At 53.5% G+C, this 16,911-nt stretch carries 23 protein-coding genes; 9 read left to right on the top strand and 14 right to left on the bottom strand.

Translation table 11 applies throughout. From position 1 onward, the window contains the following. Positions 1-113: 113 nt before the first annotated feature. Positions 114-767 (top strand): isoprenoid biosynthesis glyoxalase ElbB, encoded by a 654-nt coding sequence (gene elbB / locus QNN88_RS15400; protein ID WP_414240974.1) that lies wholly within the window; start codon positions 114-116, stop codon positions 765-767. Next, positions 764-1,483: a monofunctional biosynthetic peptidoglycan transglycosylase gene (mtgA, locus tag QNN88_RS15395; RefSeq protein ID WP_414240973.1), complete on the top strand. Its 720-nt coding sequence runs from the start codon at positions 764-766 to the stop codon at positions 1,481-1,483. The genes elbB and mtgA overlap by 4 nt, the downstream gene beginning before the upstream one ends. Here the strand turns inward: mtgA and yrbL are convergent. From yrbL to QNN88_RS15335, 12 genes are all read right to left on the bottom strand, one after another. Beyond that, entirely contained in the window at positions 1,480-2,112 is a 633-nt protein-coding gene (yrbL, locus tag QNN88_RS15390) for a PhoP regulatory network protein YrbL (protein WP_414240972.1), read from the bottom strand. The genes mtgA and yrbL overlap by 4 nt on opposite strands. Before the next feature lie 198 nt (positions 2,113-2,310). Further along, complete coding sequence (npr, locus tag QNN88_RS15385) at positions 2,311-2,583, bottom strand: PTS phosphocarrier protein NPr (RefSeq protein ID WP_042325034.1); 273 nt, start codon at positions 2,581-2,583, stop codon at positions 2,311-2,313. Then, positions 2,580-3,434, bottom strand: a complete 855-nt coding sequence (gene rapZ / locus QNN88_RS15380) for an RNase adapter RapZ (protein WP_012908509.1) — start codon at positions 3,432-3,434, stop codon at positions 2,580-2,582. The genes npr and rapZ overlap by 4 nt, the downstream gene beginning before the upstream one ends. A 33-nt stretch (positions 3,435-3,467) precedes the next feature. Then, the gene (gene ptsN, locus QNN88_RS15375) at positions 3,468-3,959 is read right to left on the bottom strand and encodes a PTS IIA-like nitrogen regulatory protein PtsN (protein ID WP_042325036.1); all 492 of its coding nucleotides are present in this window, start codon (positions 3,957-3,959) and stop codon (positions 3,468-3,470) included. 115 nt (positions 3,960-4,074) lie between these two features. Continuing rightward, positions 4,075-4,362: a ribosome hibernation promoting factor gene (gene hpf / locus QNN88_RS15370; protein WP_103779762.1), complete on the bottom strand. Its 288-nt coding sequence runs from the start codon at positions 4,360-4,362 to the stop codon at positions 4,075-4,077. A gap of 22 nt (positions 4,363-4,384) precedes the next feature. Further along, a complete protein-coding gene (gene rpoN / locus QNN88_RS15365) occupies positions 4,385-5,818 on the bottom strand; it encodes an RNA polymerase factor sigma-54 (RefSeq protein ID WP_414240971.1) in 1,434 nt (477 codons plus the stop codon). A gap of 47 nt (positions 5,819-5,865) precedes the next feature. After that, positions 5,866-6,591 (bottom strand): LPS export ABC transporter ATP-binding protein, encoded by a 726-nt coding sequence (gene lptB, locus QNN88_RS15360; RefSeq protein WP_042998305.1) that lies wholly within the window; start codon positions 6,589-6,591, stop codon positions 5,866-5,868. 6 nt (positions 6,592-6,597) lie between these two features. Then, a complete protein-coding gene (lptA, locus tag QNN88_RS15355; protein WP_206163192.1) occupies positions 6,598-7,146 on the bottom strand; it encodes a lipopolysaccharide ABC transporter substrate-binding protein LptA in 549 nt (182 codons plus the stop codon). Further along, positions 7,115-7,690 carry an LPS export ABC transporter periplasmic protein LptC gene (gene lptC, locus QNN88_RS15350; protein WP_414240970.1) on the bottom strand — a complete coding sequence of 192 codons (576 nt, stop codon included), beginning with the start codon at positions 7,688-7,690 and terminating at the stop codon, positions 7,115-7,117. The genes lptA and lptC overlap by 32 nt, the downstream gene beginning before the upstream one ends. Further along, positions 7,687-8,253 carry a 3-deoxy-manno-octulosonate-8-phosphatase KdsC gene (gene kdsC, locus QNN88_RS15345; RefSeq protein ID WP_414240969.1) on the bottom strand — a complete coding sequence of 189 codons (567 nt, stop codon included), beginning with the start codon at positions 8,251-8,253 and terminating at the stop codon, positions 7,687-7,689. Before kdsC ends, lptC begins: the two co-directional genes overlap by 4 nt. Before the next feature lie 20 nt (positions 8,254-8,273). After that, positions 8,274-9,260, bottom strand: coding sequence for an arabinose-5-phosphate isomerase KdsD (gene kdsD / locus QNN88_RS15340; RefSeq protein WP_414240968.1), 987 nt, complete (start codon positions 9,258-9,260; stop codon positions 8,274-8,276). Positions 9,261-9,274: 14 nt separating this feature from the next. Next, positions 9,275-10,252, bottom strand: a complete 978-nt coding sequence (locus QNN88_RS15335) for a calcium/sodium antiporter (protein WP_414240967.1) — start codon at positions 10,250-10,252, stop codon at positions 9,275-9,277. Positions 10,253-10,460: 208 nt separating this feature from the next. Between QNN88_RS15335 and mlaF the strand changes: the two genes are divergently transcribed. The 7 genes from mlaF to murA all read left to right on the top strand — a co-directional run bounded on the left by mlaF (position 10,461) and on the right by murA (position 15,340). Then, positions 10,461-11,273 carry a phospholipid ABC transporter ATP-binding protein MlaF gene (mlaF, locus tag QNN88_RS15330; RefSeq protein WP_414240966.1) on the top strand — a complete coding sequence of 271 codons (813 nt, stop codon included), beginning with the start codon at positions 10,461-10,463 and terminating at the stop codon, positions 11,271-11,273. A 7-nt stretch (positions 11,274-11,280) separates the two neighbouring features. Beyond that, positions 11,281-12,063: a lipid asymmetry maintenance ABC transporter permease subunit MlaE gene (gene mlaE / locus QNN88_RS15325; protein ID WP_042325057.1), complete on the top strand. Its 783-nt coding sequence runs from the start codon at positions 11,281-11,283 to the stop codon at positions 12,061-12,063. Positions 12,064-12,067: 4 nt separating this feature from the next. Continuing rightward, complete coding sequence (gene mlaD, locus QNN88_RS15320) at positions 12,068-12,625, top strand: outer membrane lipid asymmetry maintenance protein MlaD (RefSeq protein WP_414240965.1); 558 nt, start codon at positions 12,068-12,070, stop codon at positions 12,623-12,625. Between the two features lie 18 nt (positions 12,626-12,643). Then, the gene (gene mlaC / locus QNN88_RS15315) at positions 12,644-13,279 is read left to right on the top strand and encodes a phospholipid-binding protein MlaC (RefSeq protein ID WP_042325061.1); all 636 of its coding nucleotides are present in this window, start codon (positions 12,644-12,646) and stop codon (positions 13,277-13,279) included. Further along, a complete protein-coding gene (gene mlaB, locus QNN88_RS15310; protein ID WP_414240964.1) occupies positions 13,279-13,575 on the top strand; it encodes a lipid asymmetry maintenance protein MlaB in 297 nt (98 codons plus the stop codon). Before mlaC ends, mlaB begins: the two co-directional genes overlap by 1 nt. Before the next feature lie 198 nt (positions 13,576-13,773). After that, on the top strand, positions 13,774-14,028 hold the full coding sequence (gene ibaG, locus QNN88_RS15305; RefSeq protein ID WP_042325065.1) for a BolA family iron metabolism protein IbaG: 255 nt from the start codon (positions 13,774-13,776) through the stop codon (positions 14,026-14,028). Between the two features lie 52 nt (positions 14,029-14,080). Then, positions 14,081-15,340, top strand: coding sequence for a UDP-N-acetylglucosamine 1-carboxyvinyltransferase (murA, locus tag QNN88_RS15300; RefSeq protein WP_414240963.1), 1,260 nt, complete (start codon positions 14,081-14,083; stop codon positions 15,338-15,340). A gap of 53 nt (positions 15,341-15,393) precedes the next feature. On the opposite strand, the gene sfsB is transcribed toward murA, so the two are convergent. Together sfsB and ispB are read right to left on the bottom strand one after the other, a co-directional pair. Next, complete coding sequence (sfsB, locus tag QNN88_RS15295; protein WP_414240962.1) at positions 15,394-15,681, bottom strand: DNA-binding transcriptional regulator SfsB; 288 nt, start codon at positions 15,679-15,681, stop codon at positions 15,394-15,396. Positions 15,682-15,906: 225 nt separating this feature from the next. After that, entirely contained in the window at positions 15,907-16,878 is a 972-nt protein-coding gene (ispB, locus tag QNN88_RS15290) for an octaprenyl diphosphate synthase (protein WP_414240961.1), read from the bottom strand. Positions 16,879-16,911 lie beyond the last annotated feature (33 nt).

Raw genomic sequence — 16,911 nt, 5'->3', positions numbered from 1 at the left:
TTAAGATAGCAAATCTTAAATGCTTTGTTACATGAATCAGTTAAATGTGTGAAGCGTAGCATTTTAATCACAATTATTAATGTGCTGCTGATCGTAACGAAAAGGACATTTGAATGAAAAAAATAGGCGTAGTTCTTAGTGGATGCGGCGTGTATGACGGTGCTGAAATTCATGAGGCCGTACTGACGTTGCTGGCCATTGCCCGCAGTGGCGCGCAGGCCGTCTGCTTTGCGCCTGACAAAGCGCAGGCCGATGTGATTAATCATCTGACGGGCGAACCGATGGCGGAAACCCGTAATGTACTGATCGAAGCGGCTCGCATTACACGCGGCAATATTTGTCCGCTTTCTCAGGCAGTCTCAGCGGATCTGGATGCGCTGATTGTTCCCGGTGGTTTTGGCGCGGCTAAAAATTTAAGCAACTTTGCAAGCCTGGGCAGCGAATGCAGGGTTGATCCGGATTTAGCCGCGCTTGCTCTGGCGATGCATCAGTCGGGCAAGCCGCTGGGTTTTATGTGCATCGCACCGGCCATGCTGCCGAAAATTTTCGACTTTCCGCTGCGTCTGACAATCGGAACTGATATCGATACGGCAGAAGTGCTGGAAGAGATGGGGGCGGAGCATGTGCCGTGCCCGGTCGACGATATCGTTGTTGATGAAGACAATAAAATCGTCACTACGCCTGCCTATATGCTGGCGCAGGATATCGCTCAGGCGGCAATGGGTATCGAAAAACTGGTATCACGCGTGCTGGTTCTGGCGGAATGAAGAAAGGGGTTTTCGCCTTTCTGAGGCGAGTGATATTGCGCGTCGTGATTATCCTCGCCGTGTTTTGGGGCGGTGGCATTGCGCTGTTTAGCGTGGTGCCTGTGCCTTTTTCGGCGGTAATGGCCGAGCGGCAGATCGGCGCCTGGCTACAGGGTGACTTTGGCTATGTTGCTCATTCCGACTGGGTGAGCATGGATGAGATCTCTCCGTGGATGGGGTTAGCGGTAATTGCCGCAGAAGACCAGACCTTCCCGGACCACTGGGGTTTTGACGTTGCTGCCATCGAAAAAGCGCTGTCACATAATGAACGCCATGAAAGCCGTATTCGCGGTGCCTCAACGTTGTCACAGCAAACTGTTAAAAATCTCTTTCTTTGGGATGGTCGCAGTTGGCTGCGTAAAGGGCTGGAAGCCGGGCTTACGGTCGGTGTTGAAACTGTCTGGAGCAAAAAGAGGATCCTGACGGTATATCTGAATATTGCGGAATTTGGTGAGGGTGTATTTGGCGTGGAAGCCGCAGCTCAGCGCTATTTTGGTAAACCGGCCAGCCGATTGACTCAGTCCGAAGCGGCGCTGTTGGCTGCCGTATTACCCAATCCCTTGCGCTTTAAGGCCGCAGCGCCCTCAGGCTATGTGCGTAGCCGTCAGGCGTGGATACTGCGTCAAATGCGGCAGTTGGGCGGCGAGTCGTTTATGACCCGCCATGCACTGGATTAAGCTTCTCGCGAAGAGAGAGACAGCCCGGCGTGTTCTTTGGGTTGGGGAGCTTTTTCCAGCGCGACGGCCAGTACCGGTTGCGCGATAAAACGCTGCCACAATCTTTCCTGCTTACGTTGGCAGAACCATTTTGACCATGTCGCCAGCGGAATCAATGTCCCTTCACCAATGTTATCGCAAACCACCGGCACCACTTCCGATTCGCTGATTCGGTGGCAGAGAACGTTCTGCGGTTTTAGCGTCATGGTCACGATGTGGTTATCACGCAGATAGCGTTTTAGCTTCTTCAGCAACTTACGCAACTCGGCAAAATCGTCTTCGTAACGACATTGTTTGGCAAATTCGGTAAGGGTGATGGATGGCTTGCCATCATAATCGGCAATCACATCGTAAACGTAACCTGTTCCGCAGTCAGTCTCTACCGTGCCGTAATAACGCGGGATACCACTCCAGTCTTTCAGATAGCGAGAGAGATGCGCATAGTACTTCAGTTCGCGCTGTGTCTCTCTGTCGCCGCCCTGACCACTGTTGTAAACGATCTTAATACAACGCTGGGCATCATCCGGATGCGCATAACATTTACGATGTCGTCCGGTGCCCAGGGGAGTCTCTGCTGATAAACGAATCATAAGTGATATCCTGGAAATATTTACTGACAATAATCCAGTATGAACGCTCAAGTTAAATGAAACCTAAACGACTTGCCTTAAGGTTTTCTTAAGGTATGTCTTAAGTGAAAAAGCGCACGTTTTGTACAGGTATGAGGCAAAAAAATAAAAAAACGCCGGGTGGCGTTTTCTGTGAAGATATTCGTCGGGCGTGAAAATTTAGTCTTCGTCGAAACCCGAATTGAAAAGGGCGATGACGGCAGCCAGCGCTTCGACCTCTTGCGGACCGGAGGCTTCAATCTCAATTTGTCGGCCTTTGGCAGAGTCCAGCATCAGCAGCGCAATAACGCTGTTGGCTTCCGCTTCGGTGCCTTCATCATTTCGTAGCAGGACCTCCGCATCAAATCCCTGCATTAACTCAAAAAGTTTCATTGCTGGGCGAGCATGCATGCCCAGCTTGTTCGTGATTTCAACAGTTTGCTTCACGGTCATGTTTTGCGTTTTTCCAGCGTACGATGGCGTGACTGTACGTTTTTACCGCGTGAGCGGAAGTAGTCTGCCAGCTGTTCTGCAATATACACCGAACGGTGTTTCCCGCCGGTACAACCGATAGCCACAGTTAGATAGCTACGGTTGTTGGTCTCCAGCATGGGTAACCATAGCTCAAGATAGCTGCGAGTCTGGTAGATAAAATTGTGTACTTCTGTGTGCCTGTCGAGGAAGGCGGCGACGGGCTTGTCGAGACCGGTCATCGGACGCAGTTTCGGGTCCCAGTGGGGGTTCGGCAGAAAGCGGACGTCGAAGACGTAATCGGCATCGATGGGGATCCCGTGCTTAAAGCCGAAGGACTCAAACACCATCGTCAGTTCACGCTCACGTTTACCCAACAGGCGGGTCCGCAGCATTTCCGCCAGTTCATGCACCGACATTTCTGAGGTATCGACAATCAGGTCGGCGCGAGAACGCAGCGGTTCCAGTAAGTCACTTTCCTGATCGATGGCGCTTTCCAGCGACAGATTCTTGCTGGAAAGGGGGTGTAGACGACGGGTATCGCTGTAGCGACGAATCAATGTGTTGCGATCGGCATCAAGGAACAGCAGTTGCGGCGAGAACGCCTCAGGCAGGTTGTTCATCGCCTGCTCAAAAATTTCCGGCGACTCCGGCATATTGCGTACATCAATGCTGACGGCTGCCGAAATCTGGCGTTCGGCAAGCGTGCGAGCCAGATCGGGTAACAGCACCACGGGAAGGTTATCCACGCAGTAAAAACCCATATCTTCAAGCGCGCGCAGGGCGACAGATTTACCTGACCCTGAACGACCGCTGACGATCATCAGTACCATGTACTGTTTCTCCTCACCACGACAAAAGGGGAGTTATGCTTCATCCTGACCGCCTTCGGTGTCAGTGATGATTTGATACAACTCTTCATCGCTCTGCGCGGCGCGCAGTCGACGGCAGATCGTTTTATCTGCCAGACGCTTAGCCACCAGCGATAATGTATGCAGGTGCGTTTTGGTTTGATCCGCTGGTACCAGCAGGGCAAAAAGCAGATCAACGGGTTGATTATCAATCGCGTCGAAGGCGATGGGTGTTTCCAGTTGCACAAACACGCCGACGGCGCGCAGGGTATCTTCTTCAAGCTTACCGTGCGGAATGGCGATCCCATTGCCGATGCCGGTACTGCCCATTTTTTCGCGCGTCAGGATCGCTTCAAAAACGACCTGCGGCGGTAAACTGAGCTGTTTTGCCGCCAGTTCACTGATGATTTCCAGCGCGCGTTTTTTGCTCTGGCAGTGAACGGCACTGCGCGTACATTCCTGGTTAAGTACACTGCTCAGTTGTAGAGTCGTATCGTTATTTATCATAATTTCACCTAAGAATTTGCCCCGCCGCGGCGAGACAAATTCGGAGCGCTAACTGTACAAATGGCCTGTTGTTGTGCACAACAGGCCGTCCTGCACCCGCTAACTGCCCGGACAATTAGTGTTGTTTCAGTTTATCTTTATGCTTTGTGAGCTGTCTTGCCAGCTTATCGATTAAGCCATCAATGGCCGCGTACATATCCTGACCTTCCGCGCTGGCGTGAATTTCGCCACCGTTTACATGCAGTGTTGCATCCGAGATGTGGGTGACCTTCTCCACCTTTAACACAATATAGACCTGATTGATTCTGTCAAAATAGTGTTCGAGTTTGGCGAACTTGGTATTAACAAAGTCACGCAGGGCTTCTGTTATCTCGACGTTGTTTCCAGTGATGTTGAGCTGCATAGTGTCTTCCTTATCGGTTGGGTCAAACCAGTTGTTTGCGCTGGTTTGACGGCGGAATGGATAAAGACTCTCGGTACTTCGCAACGGTGCGGCGCGCCACCATGATGCCTTGTTCCGACAGCATCGATGTTAGCTTGCTGTCGCTCAGGGGCTTCGCAGGGTTTTCCGCCGCAATCAACTTCTTCACCAGTGCGCGGATCGCGGTGGAGGAAGCTTCGCCACCCCCCTCGGTATTCACATGGCTGGAGAAAAAATACTTCAGTTCAAAAATGCCGCGTGGACTGTGCAGATACTTCTGCGTCGTCACACGAGAAATGGTCGATTCGTGCATCTCGACGGCCTGAGCGATATCCGCCAACACCATCGGTTTCATAAATTCTTCGCCTTGCTCAAAGAAGGCTTGCTGCTGCTCAACGATACAACGGCTGACGCGCAGCAGGGTATCGTTGCGGCTCTCCAGACTCTTAATCAGCCACTTCGCGTCCTGCAAATTACTGCGGATGTACTGACTGTCGGCGTCATTACGCCCACCGTTGCACATCGCGGCGTAGTGCTGATTGATCTGCAGGCGAGGGAGGCTGTCTCCGTTGAGCTCGACCATCCAGTGGCCGTTATGCTTACGCACCAGCACGTCAGGGATCACGTATTCCGGTTCACCAGTCTGGATCGACTGCCCGGGGCGTGGATCGAGCGATTGGATCAGATTGACCGCTTCTTTGAGCACCTCTTCTTTGAGACGTGTGACGCGCATCAGAGTACGGAAGTCGTGGTTCGCCAGCAGATCGAGATGATCGCTGATGATCAACCGGGCTTCTTCAAGGAAAGGGGTCGCCTTGTCGAACTGCGAAAGCTGGATCAGCAGGCAATCACGCAGATCTTTTGCCGCCACGCCTACGGGATCAAACCGCTGAATACGTTTGAGAACGGCTTCAACTTCATCAAGACCGACCTCTTCATTGCCCATGCTTTCGAGGATGTCGTCCAGCGAAACGGTGAGGTAACCGGTGTCGTCAACCGCATCCACAATCGACGTGGCGATGGCGCGGTCGGTATCGGAGAACGGGGTGAGTTCCACCTGCCACATCAGGTAATCCTGTAGGGTCTGCGTGGTTTCACCCTGATAAACGGGTAGCTCATCGTCAATGTAGTCACCGCTGGTGCCTGAAGGCGTACCGGCGGTGTAGATCTCATCCCAGCTGGCGTCGAGCGGCAACTCTTCCGGCATCTCTTTTTGTTCGAGGGCGTCGGCGGTATCCAGCGTTTCGCTGTCCTGGGTTTCGTGGGTATCAACTTCGTCGTGAAGATCGGTTTGCTCCAGCAGTGGATTGCTCTCCAGCGCTTGCTGGAGTTCCTGCTGCAGTTCCAGCGTGGACAACTGCAGCAGACGAATTGCCTGCTGTAGCTGCGGCGTCATCGCCAGTTGTTGGCTCAGCCTGAGTTGCAAACCTTGCTTCATGTTCAGAGTTGTTTTCTCCCGCTATGACGTCGCAAACTTCTACCCTATCAGAGTCTGAAGTCTTCCCCAAGGTATACGCGTTTCACGTGTTCGTCCTGCAGGATTTCTGTTGGCGTACCGTGCGCGATCAGGTGTCCCTGGCTCACGATATAGGCCCGCTCACACACGGCCAGCGTTTCGCGAACGTTATGGTCGGTAATCAATACGCCAAGACCGCTGTCACGCAGATGTTCAATAATGCGTTTGATATCGATAACAGATATGGGGTCAACGCCGGCAAACGGTTCGTCCAGCAGGATAAATTTAGGGTTGGCGGCCAGCGCACGGGCGATTTCCACACGGCGACGTTCCCCCCCGGAGAGCGACTGCCCCATGTTGTCGCGCAGATGCTCAATGTGGAACTCTTCCATCAGCTCGTTAGCGCGGTCTTCACGCTGTTCGCTGGAGAGATCGTCACGAATTTGCAGAACTGCCATCAGGTTATCGTACACGCTCAGGCGACGAAAAATCGACGCTTCCTGCGGCAGATAGCCAATTCCGCGGCGCGCGCGGGCGTGCAGCGGCAGCAGACTGATGTCTTCATCATCAATGATGATGTTACCGGCATCACGCGGCACAATGCCGACGACCATGTAGAAGGTGGTGGTTTTACCCGCACCGTTCGGCCCAAGCAGACCGACAATCTCGCCCGAGTTGACGGTCAGGCTGACATCTTCCACGACGCGGCGGCCTTTGTAGGCCTTCGCCAGATTCTTTGCAGTTAATGTTGCCATAGCGAATTAGTTACTCTTCTTCTGAGCCGGGGTCTGGTTTTTATCCTGCAACTGCGACGGCACCAGAACGGTGGTCACACGCTTGCCTTTCTCACTGAAGGCCTGCATTTTCTGCTCTTTCACCAGATAGGTAATTTTGTCCCCGGTGATGTTGCTGTCGAGCTGTTCCAGGTATGCATTGCCGGTGAGCACGACAAAATCTTTCGCCAGTTCATAATGCATTTTCGACGCGTGACCTTTTACCGGCTTACCGTTGTCCTGCATTTGATAGAACGTGGCCGGGTTGCCGAAGCCGTCAATGACCTCTTTACCCTCTTCACCGCCAGGGCGGGTCACGACCACTTTATCGGCGTTAATTTTGATAGTGCCCTGGGTCACAATGACATTACCGGTGAAGGTCACAACGTTGCCCTGCATATCCAGAGACTGCTGGTCCGATTCGATGTGGATCGGCTGTTCGGTATCGCCGGTGACGGCGAACGCCGGAATGCTGGCGGCCAGAAGTGAGCTGGCAAGCACAAGATTAAGGCTGAGTTTGTTTGTTTTGAATTTCATAGGAGGTTCTAACCTTTTCAATCAGCTCGGCGTTCTTGCTGCGTAAGTTGCCGCGCATTTTCAGTCCGCTGGAGTTAAAAGTTGTTCCGTATAACGTGACGAGGTCTTCAGAGGTAACATCCTGCGTCACCAGATTGATCTGTGCGTTATCGGTGGTAATTTTTCGAAGTTGAGCGTCAGGCACCAGCGCGTTGACTTCAACGTGACCATAAAGATACAGCATCCGATCCTCGGTCAGCCTGGCTTTATCCGCTTTGATTGACCACGTCGGGATCTTGTCCTTATCAAACGTCGTTAATACGGGTTGTGTGAACCACGAAACGGCCTGATCGGAATAATATTCAACATGTTGGGCGATCAAACGATAGCTCAGCGCGCCTTCCGGACTGTAGACCATGGTGTCCGTATGCTCGCTCTTATAGGTCGGATCGCTTGTATTCACGACCACCTGCGCCGTGTCGTCTTTATCGGCCAGGTTAATCCCAATCAGCACCAGCACGGCCAATGACAGGAGAATGATAACCCAACGTCTGGCTTTACTCATATCGATTGCCCTTTGGCCTCATCAAGCTTACCCTGCGCCAGTAATAATAAATCACAGACTTCTCGTACCGCGCCGCGCCCGCCCGCGATCTTCGTGACATAATCCGCGCGCGGAAGCAGTAACGGATGCGCATCCGCAACGGCAATGCTCAGGCCAATTTTTTCCATTACCGGCCAGTCAATCAGATCGTCACCGACGTAGGCTACGTTTTCCGGTGCAATCTCAAGCTTTGCCAGCAGATCGTAAAAGGCGACCAGCTTGTCCGACTGCCCCTGATACAGGTGCGTGATACCCAGTGTGGTACACCTTTCTTCTACTAGTTTAGCCTTTCGTCCGGTAATGATGGCGACGTCAATATCAGACGTCAGCGCACAACGGATCCCGTAACCGTCACGGACGTTAAAAGCCTTCAGTTCTTCACCGTTGTTGCCCATATAAATCAGGCCATCCGACAGCACGCCATCGACATCAAGAATCAGCAGACGGATATTCTCTGCCTTGGCGATGACGTCCGCGCTGACGGGTCCATAACAGGTCGCAAGCGACGCACCTGCTTTGCTCATTTCTCGTTATCCTTGAATTTCTACACAACGCCTGCACGCAGGAGATCATGCATATGTAACACACCCAGTAACTGGTCGCCATCGGCAACCATCACGGAGGTGATATGGCGGGACTGCATTAAGTTCAGGGCATCGACCGCCAGAATTCCTGGACGCACACGAATGCCCCCAGGCGTCATCACGTCGGCAATACCGAGCTGGCGCACGTCAACGCCCATATCAAAGACGCGACGTAAATCACCGTCGGTGAAGATACCGTCGATCTTCATCGCTTCATCGCAAATCACGGTCATGCCGAGGTTCTTGCGGGTGATTTCCAGCAGCGCATCGCGCAGGCTGGCTTCTTTGGTGACATGCGGGATCTCATCACCCGTATGCATAATATCGTTCACGCGTAGCAGCAGTTTACGCCCCAAGGCGCCGCCCGGATGCGATAACGCGAAATCCTCCGCGGTAAATCCGCGCGCCTTTAACAACGCCACCGCCAGCGCATCGCCCATCACTAATGTGGCGGTGGTGCTGCTGGTCGGAGCCAGTCCAAGCGGACAGGCTTCTTGCGGTACTTTAACACACAGATGGACATCCGCAGCACGCGCCATGCTGCTTTCTGGTCGACCGGTGATGCAGATGAGCTGAACCTGCAGTCGCTTAAGAACCGGAATCAGGGCCGCGATCTCGCTGGATTCCCCGGAGTTGGAGATGGCAATCACGACATCCTGCGAGGTCACCATTCCCAGATCGCCGTGGGCGGCTTCGCCAGGATGAACGAAGAATGACGAGGTTCCGGTGCTGGCAAAGGTCGCGGCCATTTTGCGGCCTATATGCCCCGATTTCCCCATGCCCATCACCACCACTTTGCCGGTGCAGTTGAACATTTTTTCACAAGCGAGCGTGAAATCCTGGTTGATGTACTGATCGAGCTCCGCCAAGCCTTCACGTTCAATTGCCAGAACTTCTTTGCCGGCTTGCTGAAAGTCAAAACCCGGTTGTAACGCTAAGTGCGACATATGTCTGTTTCCAGTTATCCAACGAGAAGTGGCGATAGCCAATACAACATCGCCAGCCATACGATAAAACCGCCGGTCAACAGCGCGCCCGCGCCGCGACCGGACTGGCGGGGACGCCGCCAGCAGAGTAATGCAAAGATGATGCTCACCAGCAGCATCACGCTGTAGTCACGGCTGAACGCCAGCGGGTTGACATCACCCGGCGTAATCAGAGCGGGAAGGCCGAGGACAATGGTGAGGTTAAAAATGTTCGCGCCGATGATATTGCCCACCGCGATATCGTTCTCACCTTTGCGCACGCCAGCAATAGCGGTAGCCAGTTCAGGCAGGCTGGTGCCAATTGCGATTACCGTCAGACCAATTGTCAGTTCGCTCATCGCGAAATAATTGGCAATCACCGTGGCGTTATCCACCACCATTCGGGTGGCCATTGGCATGATAATCAGCGCAATGCCCAGCCATAAAAACGCCACCGGTAGCCCGCCTTCGCGCGGCAACTCGGCAACCTGTTCCCGGGTGAGGCTGTCATTGCCCTGACGCTCAGCGAGACGGGCGATTTTAACAATGAACAGCAGCCATAACACGGCCAACAGTAAAAGAAAGATACCATCGCTGCGGCTGAGTTGTCCGTCAAAGAGTACGGATCCGGCTACCACGCTAACCAGCAACATTAGCGGTAATTCGCGACGCAGAATATCGGAATGCACGGTAAAAGGGTGGATCAACGCGGCAAGGCCAAGGATCAATAAAATGTTGGTAATGTTAGAGCCGAGCGCGGCGCCGACAGCTAAATCTAACTGCCCGTGCAGAGAGGCGGCGACAGAAACAATAATTTCAGGCAGAGATGTGCCTATACTGACTACCGTCATACCGATAATCAGCGGCGGGATCCCGAACGTTCGGCACAGGATTGACGCGGCAAATACCAGGCGGTCGGCGCCGTAGACGACCAATAATAAACCAATGATTAACAGCGCCGTTGCTAAAAGCATCTAAAGTCCTTTCTTCAGGTATACTCGCCGGTCCACCGGGATCGTCTGGAAACCGTAACGAAGTCTTAATTTTGACTTTATGCAGCTAAAAAGTAAAACAAATGCCAGCTTTCGCTAACCAGGGCAGGTAATATTCTGTAAATATGATGGGTTCATGGTCAAATTCAGCGCCATGCTCAGATCAACAAGCAACACGAAGGATGAATCAATGGGTGAGTCTGTGGCGAATTTAGTCGATATGCGCGATGTCAGCTTTACGCGTGGCGATCGCTGCATTTTCGATAATATCTCCCTGACCGTGCCGCGTGGAAAGATCACCGCGATCATGGGGCCATCAGGCATCGGTAAAACGACGCTGTTGCGCCTGATTGGCGGACAAATTCCGCCTGATAAAGGAGAGATCCTGTTTGATGGCGAGAACATTCCTGAGATGTCTCGCTCGCGCCTCTACACGGTACGTAAACGGATGAGTATGCTGTTTCAGTCGGGGGCGCTGTTCACCGATATGAACGTGTTTGATAACGTTGCCTATCCGCTGCACGAACATACCACGCTTCCCGCACCGTTACTGAAAAGCACGGTGATGATGAAACTGGAAGCGGTCGGTCTGCGCGGGGCGGCAAAACTGATGCCCTCAGAGCTGTCTGGTGGGATGGCGCGCCGGGCGGCGTTAGCGCGCGCCATTGCGCTGGAACCGGATCTCATCATGTTTGATGAGCCGTTTGTCGGCCAGGATCCGATCACCATGGGTGTGCTGGTCAAACTGATTTCAGAATTAAACAGTGCGCTGGGCGTGACCTGTATCGTGGTCTCTCACGATGTGCCTGAGGTCCTGAGCATTGCCGATCACGCCTGGATTATGGCGGACAAAAAGATTGTGGCCCACGGCAGCGCGCAGGCGTTGCAAGAGAATGACGACCCGCGTGTGCGTCAGTTCCTGGATGGCATTGCAGACGGGCCGGTCCCGTTCCGCTATCCTGCGGGCGATTATCACTCTGATTTACTCGGAACAGGGAGTTAAGCCACTCATGCTGTTAAATGCACTGGCAACGCTGGGACATAAGGGGATTAAAACCCTCAGAACGTTCGGGCGTGCCGGGTTAATGTTGTTCAATGCGCTGGTCGGCAAACCGGAATTTCGTAAACACGCGCCACTGCTGGTGCGCCAGCTTTATAATGTGGGCGTCCTGTCGATGCTCATTATTATTGTCTCTGGCGTGTTTATCGGCATGGTGCTGGGTTTGCAGGGCTATCTGGTACTCACCACCTACAGTGCGGAAACCAGTCTGGGGATGTTAGTGGCGTTGTCGCTGCTGCGTGAACTCGGTCCGGTCGTCGCCGCGCTGCTGTTTGCGGGGCGTGCGGGCTCTGCGTTGACCGCTGAAATTGGCCTGATGCGCGCGACGGAGCAGCTTTCCAGTATGGAAATGATGGCCGTCGATCCACTGCGCCGGGTGATCTCTCCGCGTTTCTGGGCGGGCGTGATTTCTCTGCCGCTGCTGACGATTTTGTTTGTGGCCGTCGGGATCTGGGGCGGTTCTCTGGTCGGCGTAAGCTGGAAGGGGATTGATGCTGGCTTCTTCTGGTCTGCGATGCAGAATGCCGTCGACTGGCGTCTGGATCTGGTCAACTGTTTGATTAAAAGCGTGGTGTTCGCTATCACGGTCACCTGGATTGCATTGTTCAATGGGTATGATGCGATTCCGACCTCGGCGGGAATCAGCCGGGCAACCACACGCACCGTTGTGCATTCGTCGCTGGCCGTTCTGGGTCTGGACTTTGTACTGACCGCATTGATGTTTGGGAATTGAGTTCATGCAAACGAAAAAAAATGAAATTTGGGTGGGGATCTTCTTGTTAGCCGCATTGCTGGCCGCGCTGTTTGTCTGCCTGAAGGCGGCCAACGTGACCTCTATGCGTACAGAACCGACCTACACGATTTACGCGACATTCGATAATATCGGCGGCCTGAAAGTGCGCTCGCCGGTGCGTATCGGTGGCGTGGTGGTGGGGCGCGTGGCGGACATCTCCCTGGATCCAAAGACCTATTTACCGCGCGTGACGCTGGACATCGAAGAGCGCTATAACCACATCCCTGATACCAGTTCTCTGAGCATCCGCACGTCGGGTCTGCTGGGGGAACAGTATCTGGCGCTGAACGTCGGTTTTGAAGATCCTGAGCTGGGAACGTCTATCCTCAAAGATGGCGGCACAATCCAGGACACCAAATCCGCGATGGTGCTGGAAGACATGATTGGTCAGTTCCTTTACAACAGCAACAGTAAAGGCGATGACAATAAGAATTCTGGCGATGCGTCGGCACCGAACGAAGGCCATAATGAAGCCACTGGGCCTGCGGGCACAACGAATTAATCTCAGGAGAATCGAATTATGCTTAAGCGTTTAATGATGGTGGCTCTGCTGGTGATTGCACCGCTGAGCACCGCCATTGCAGCCGATCAAACCAATCCTTACAAGTTGATGGATGAAGCGGCGCAGAAAACCTTCGACCGCCTGAAAAACGAACAGCCGAAAATCCGTTCTAATCCGGACTATCTGCGTGATGTGGTTGACCAGGAGCTGCTGCCGTATGTGCAGGTGAAATATGCTGGTGCGCTGGTGTTGGGCCGTTACTACAAAGAGGCCACGCCGGCGCAGCGTGAAGCCTATTTCGCCGCGTTTCGTGAATACCTGAAACAGGCTTACGGTCAGGCGCTGGCGATGTATCACGGCCAGACGTACCAGATTGCTCCGGAACAACCGTTGGGCGATGCGACCATCGTTCCGATCCGCGTGACGATCCTCGATCCAAACGGTCGTCCTCCGGTACGTCTGGATTTCCAGTGGCGTAAAAACACGCAGACGGGTCACTGGCAGGCCTATGACATGATTGCCGAAGGCGTCAGCATGATCACCACCAAACAGAATGAGTGGAGCGATCTGCTGCGTACTAAAGGAATCGATGGTCTGACGGCGCAACTGAAATCTATCGCGCAGCAAAAAATCACGCTGGAAGAGAAGAAGTAATGACCCAGTCACTCAACTGGACGCGTGACGGTGACAAACTGGCGCTGGTGGGAGAACTGGACCAGGACGTGCTGAATCCCTTATGGGATGCGCGCGTCGAGGCGATGACGGGCGTGACCTGTATCGATCTCAGCCAGGTTTCCCGAGTGGATACAGGGGGACTGGCGTTGCTGGTTCATCTCATCAGTCTGGCAAAAAAGCAGGGCAACGAGGTGTCGCTGACGGGGGTGAACGACAAAGTCTATACTCTGGCGAAACTCTATAATTTGCCGGCTGACGTGCTTCCCCGCCTGTAATCCATGCCGGATGGCGGCGTAGACGCCTTATCCGGCCTACACTTCTTATTATTTTCGTAGGCCGGATAAGACGCGCTAGCGTCGCCATCCGGCTTTTTGCTGCGGTGATTTAGCCGCTTATCTTCTTGCTTATTTATGACAGCGCAACTTTGCTCTAAGATGTTGGGCTGTTTTCTCAATCTGACGAATGAAGAGCCCATGGAAAATAATGAAATTCAGAGCGTGCTAATGAACGCACTCTCCCTCCAGGAAGTCCACGTCTCTGGCGATGGCAGTCACTTTCAGGTTATTGCCGTGGGTGAGATGTTTGACGGCATGAGCCGGGTGAAGAAGCAGCAGTCGGTTTACGCGCCGCTGATGGAGTACATTGCCGACAACCGCATTCATGCCCTGTCGATCAAAGCATATACCCCCGCAGAGTGGGCGCGCGATCGCAAACTAAATGGTTTTTGAGTTACGGGTGACGCACCGGTAACGACGATGAATTTTAACTGAGAACAACATCATGGATAAATTTCGTGTACAGGGGCCAACCCGGCTCCAGGGCGAAGTCACAATTTCTGGCGCGAAAAACGCCGCTCTGCCGATCCTTTTTGCTGCACTGCTGGCAGAAGAGCCGGTAGAGATCCAGAACGTCCCGAAATTGAAGGACGTTGATACCTCGATGAAACTGCTGGGCCAGCTTGGCGCGAAAGTGGAACGCAATGGCTCCGTGCACATCGATGCCCGCGAGGTAAATGTTTTCTGCGCTCCGTATGAACTGGTGAAAACCATGCGCGCATCGATCTGGGCCCTGGGACCGCTGGTAGCCCGTTTTGGTCAGGGTCAGGTTTCTCTGCCTGGCGGTTGCACGATCGGTGCACGTCCGGTTGACCTGCATATCACCGGTCTGGAGCAACTAGGCGCCACGATCACGCTGGAAGAAGGCTATGTGAAAGCCTCTGTGGATGGCCGCCTGAAAGGTGCGCATATCGTTATGGATAAAGTCAGCGTTGGCGCAACGGTCACCATCATGTGTGCCGCCACCCTGGCGGAAGGCACCACCATCATTGAAAACGCCGCACGTGAACCAGAAATTGTCGACACGGCCAACTTCCTGATTACGCTGGGAGCGAAAATTTCCGGCCAGGGTACCGATCGTATCACCATTGAGGGCGTAGAACGTCTGGGCGGCGGTGTCTATCGTGTATTGCCGGACCGTATCGAAACCGGGACTTTCCTGGTGGCAGCGGCGATTTCTCGCGGCAAAATCATCTGCCGTAACGCGCAGCCGGATACGCTGGACGCGGTACTGGCGAAACTGCGCGATGCCGGCGCGGATATCGAAGTGGGTGAAGACTGGATCAGCCTCGACATGCACGGTAAACGTCCGAAAGCTGTCAACGTGCGCACCGCGCCGCATCCGGCATTTCCGACAGACATGCAAGCCCAGTTCACGCTGCTGAACCTGGTGGCGGAAGGGACAGGGTTCATCACGGAAACCGTGTTTGAAAATCGCTTTATGCACGTGCCTGAACTGAGTCGTATGGGTGCTCACGCAGAAATCGAAAGCAATACCGTGATTTGTCATGGTGTTGATAAACTTTCCGGTGCGCAGGTAATGGCGACGGATCTCCGTGCATCTGCTAGTCTGGTACTGGCGGGCTGTATCGCGGAAGGAACGACGGTTGTTGATCGTATTTATCATATCGATCGCGGTTACGAGCGTATCGAAGATAAACTGCGTGCGCTGGGCGCCAATATCGAGCGCGTGAAAGCCGAATAATTGAATGATATTGCGTAGCCCCGAGGCGCTGTGCGGGGCTACTGTTTTATGCCTTACTCTACATCCTGCTTTTCCCGGCGCGCAGCCCGCATCAGACGCGTCCTGTCGATGAATTCGTGTGTTTTGGCATCATGGTAGCGTGACGGCCAGATCACCCAGGGTTCCGTCCCGAGTGCTTTCGCAATAATCAACTCGCCTTTCGGCCATGGTCGGGTTAAAGCGTTTGCCAGCGTGGAGGAACTTAATCCATGTCTGCGCGATTCGGCAGCCATGGATGTTCCTTTTTTACGTAACCCGGCAATGATATCTGCCGGATGCCAGTCAATGAGTTTGCTCTCCATTTTCCCCTCGCTCGTGGTCTTCATTGTTGATTTGAACATTTAACCTGTAGAAGACACTATACGCTCAGAGAACTGATGTTCTAATAAGTTCGAGTAAAGAGTTTATATATTCAGAATTTATTAAGGATTATTGCGCTGATTGCAAAGGAAAAGAGAGGTGGGATGGTTTTTACCAGAGCTTTCTGGAATCATCCCGCACGGCCTGGCGGGATGATTCCCTTGTCATCAACGGTCACGCTGGACAGCGATATGTGCCAGGCCGATCAACGCTTCGCGCCATTGGGAATCCGGCAGCACTTGCAGCGAGGCGATGGCTTTGTCAGCCTCTTCTTCCGCACGCTGGCGTGTCCATTCCAGTGAGCCGCAGGCGTTCATCGCTTCCAGCACCGGTTCCAGAAGGTGTCGGCCATTGCCTTGTTCAATAGCGCTACGAATCATTTGCGCTTGCTCAGGCGTGCCGTTGCGCATCGCATGCAGCAGCGGTAACGTAGGTTTGCCTTCGTTCAGGTCATCGCCGACATTTTTACCGAGCTGCTCGCCATCGGCGTTATAATCCAACAGATCGTCAATCAACTGGAATGCGGTGCCCAGATAGCGACCATAGTCCTGCAGCCCTTTTTCCTCCGCTTCGCTACAACCTGCAAGGATACCGGAACACTGCGCTGCGGCTTCAAACAGACGCGCTGTTTTACTGTAGATCACCCGCATATAGCTTTCTTCCGTAATGTCCGGGTCGTTAACGTTCATTAACTGCAGGACTTCACCTTCAGCAATAACGTTCACGGCTTCAGACATCACTTCCAGCACTTTCAGCGAGCCGAGGCTGGTCATCATCTGGAAAGCGCGGGTATAGATAAAATCACCAACCAGCACGCTGGCAGCATTGCCAAACGCGGCGTTCGCCGTCGCTTTACCCCGGCGCATATCAGATTCATCCACCACATCGTCATGAAGCAGGGTTGCAGTGTGAATAAATTCTATCAGCGCCGCGATCGTGACATGGGCGTTTCCCTGATAGCCAACGGCGCGCGCGGCGAGGACGGCGATCATCGGACGAATGCGTTTACCGCCACCGCTGACAATGTAATAGCCTAACTGATTGATCAGTTGGACGTCGGAATTAAGCTGTTCAAGGATTGTCGCATTGACACCCGCCATATCTTGCGCGGTTAACTCATTGATTTTTTCTAAATTCATCGCAAAAGCCGGGCTTTTCGCCCCGTTTACCTC

Source organism: Citrobacter sp. ANG330 (genome assembly GCF_047467925.1).
Taxonomy (GTDB): Bacteria; Pseudomonadota; Gammaproteobacteria; order Enterobacterales; family Enterobacteriaceae; genus Citrobacter_A; species Citrobacter_A amalonaticus_G.
Note: the sequence above shows the minus strand (reverse complement) of the source record. Positions and strands in the feature narration are given on the sequence as shown.

Excerpts from the sequence above, each read along its gene's own strand:
- mlaD (WP_414240965.1), top strand. The coding sequence starts at position 12,068 with ATGCAAACGAAAAAAAATGAAATTTGGGTGGGGATCTTCTTGTTAGCC.
- mlaE (WP_042325057.1), top strand. The coding sequence starts at position 11,281 with ATGCTGTTAAATGCACTGGCAACGCTGGGACATAAGGGGATTAAAACC.
- yrbL (WP_414240972.1), bottom strand. The coding sequence starts at position 2,112 with ATGATTCGTTTATCAGCAGAGACTCCCCTGGGCACCGGACGACATCGT.
- mlaC (WP_042325061.1), top strand. The coding sequence starts at position 12,644 with ATGCTTAAGCGTTTAATGATGGTGGCTCTGCTGGTGATTGCACCGCTG.
- ispB (WP_414240961.1), bottom strand. The coding sequence starts at position 16,878 with ATGAATTTAGAAAAAATCAATGAGTTAACCGCGCAAGATATGGCGGGT.
- mlaF (WP_414240966.1), top strand. The coding sequence starts at position 10,461 with ATGGGTGAGTCTGTGGCGAATTTAGTCGATATGCGCGATGTCAGCTTT.
- rpoN (WP_414240971.1), bottom strand. The coding sequence starts at position 5,818 with ATGAAGCAAGGTTTGCAACTCAGGCTGAGCCAACAACTGGCGATGACG.
- ibaG (WP_042325065.1), top strand. The coding sequence starts at position 13,774 with ATGGAAAATAATGAAATTCAGAGCGTGCTAATGAACGCACTCTCCCTC.
- murA (WP_414240963.1), top strand. The coding sequence starts at position 14,081 with ATGGATAAATTTCGTGTACAGGGGCCAACCCGGCTCCAGGGCGAAGTC.
- kdsD (WP_414240968.1), bottom strand. The coding sequence starts at position 9,260 with ATGTCGCACTTAGCGTTACAACCGGGTTTTGACTTTCAGCAAGCCGGC.
- kdsC (WP_414240969.1), bottom strand. The coding sequence starts at position 8,253 with ATGAGCAAAGCAGGTGCGTCGCTTGCGACCTGTTATGGACCCGTCAGC.
- elbB (WP_414240974.1), top strand. The coding sequence starts at position 114 with ATGAAAAAAATAGGCGTAGTTCTTAGTGGATGCGGCGTGTATGACGGT.
- mtgA (WP_414240973.1), top strand. The coding sequence starts at position 764 with ATGAAGAAAGGGGTTTTCGCCTTTCTGAGGCGAGTGATATTGCGCGTC.
- lptB (WP_042998305.1), bottom strand. The coding sequence starts at position 6,591 with ATGGCAACATTAACTGCAAAGAATCTGGCGAAGGCCTACAAAGGCCGC.
- sfsB (WP_414240962.1), bottom strand. The coding sequence starts at position 15,681 with ATGGAGAGCAAACTCATTGACTGGCATCCGGCAGATATCATTGCCGGG.
- ptsN (WP_042325036.1), bottom strand. The coding sequence starts at position 3,959 with ATGATAAATAACGATACGACTCTACAACTGAGCAGTGTACTTAACCAG.
- npr (WP_042325034.1), bottom strand. The coding sequence starts at position 2,583 with ATGACCGTGAAGCAAACTGTTGAAATCACGAACAAGCTGGGCATGCAT.
- lptA (WP_206163192.1), bottom strand. The coding sequence starts at position 7,146 with ATGAAATTCAAAACAAACAAACTCAGCCTTAATCTTGTGCTTGCCAGC.
- lptC (WP_414240970.1), bottom strand. The coding sequence starts at position 7,690 with ATGAGTAAAGCCAGACGTTGGGTTATCATTCTCCTGTCATTGGCCGTG.
- rapZ (WP_012908509.1), bottom strand. The coding sequence starts at position 3,434 with ATGGTACTGATGATCGTCAGCGGTCGTTCAGGGTCAGGTAAATCTGTC.
- hpf (WP_103779762.1), bottom strand. The coding sequence starts at position 4,362 with ATGCAGCTCAACATCACTGGAAACAACGTCGAGATAACAGAAGCCCTG.
- mlaB (WP_414240964.1), top strand. The coding sequence starts at position 13,279 with ATGACCCAGTCACTCAACTGGACGCGTGACGGTGACAAACTGGCGCTG.
- QNN88_RS15335 (WP_414240967.1), bottom strand. The coding sequence starts at position 10,252 with ATGCTTTTAGCAACGGCGCTGTTAATCATTGGTTTATTATTGGTCGTC.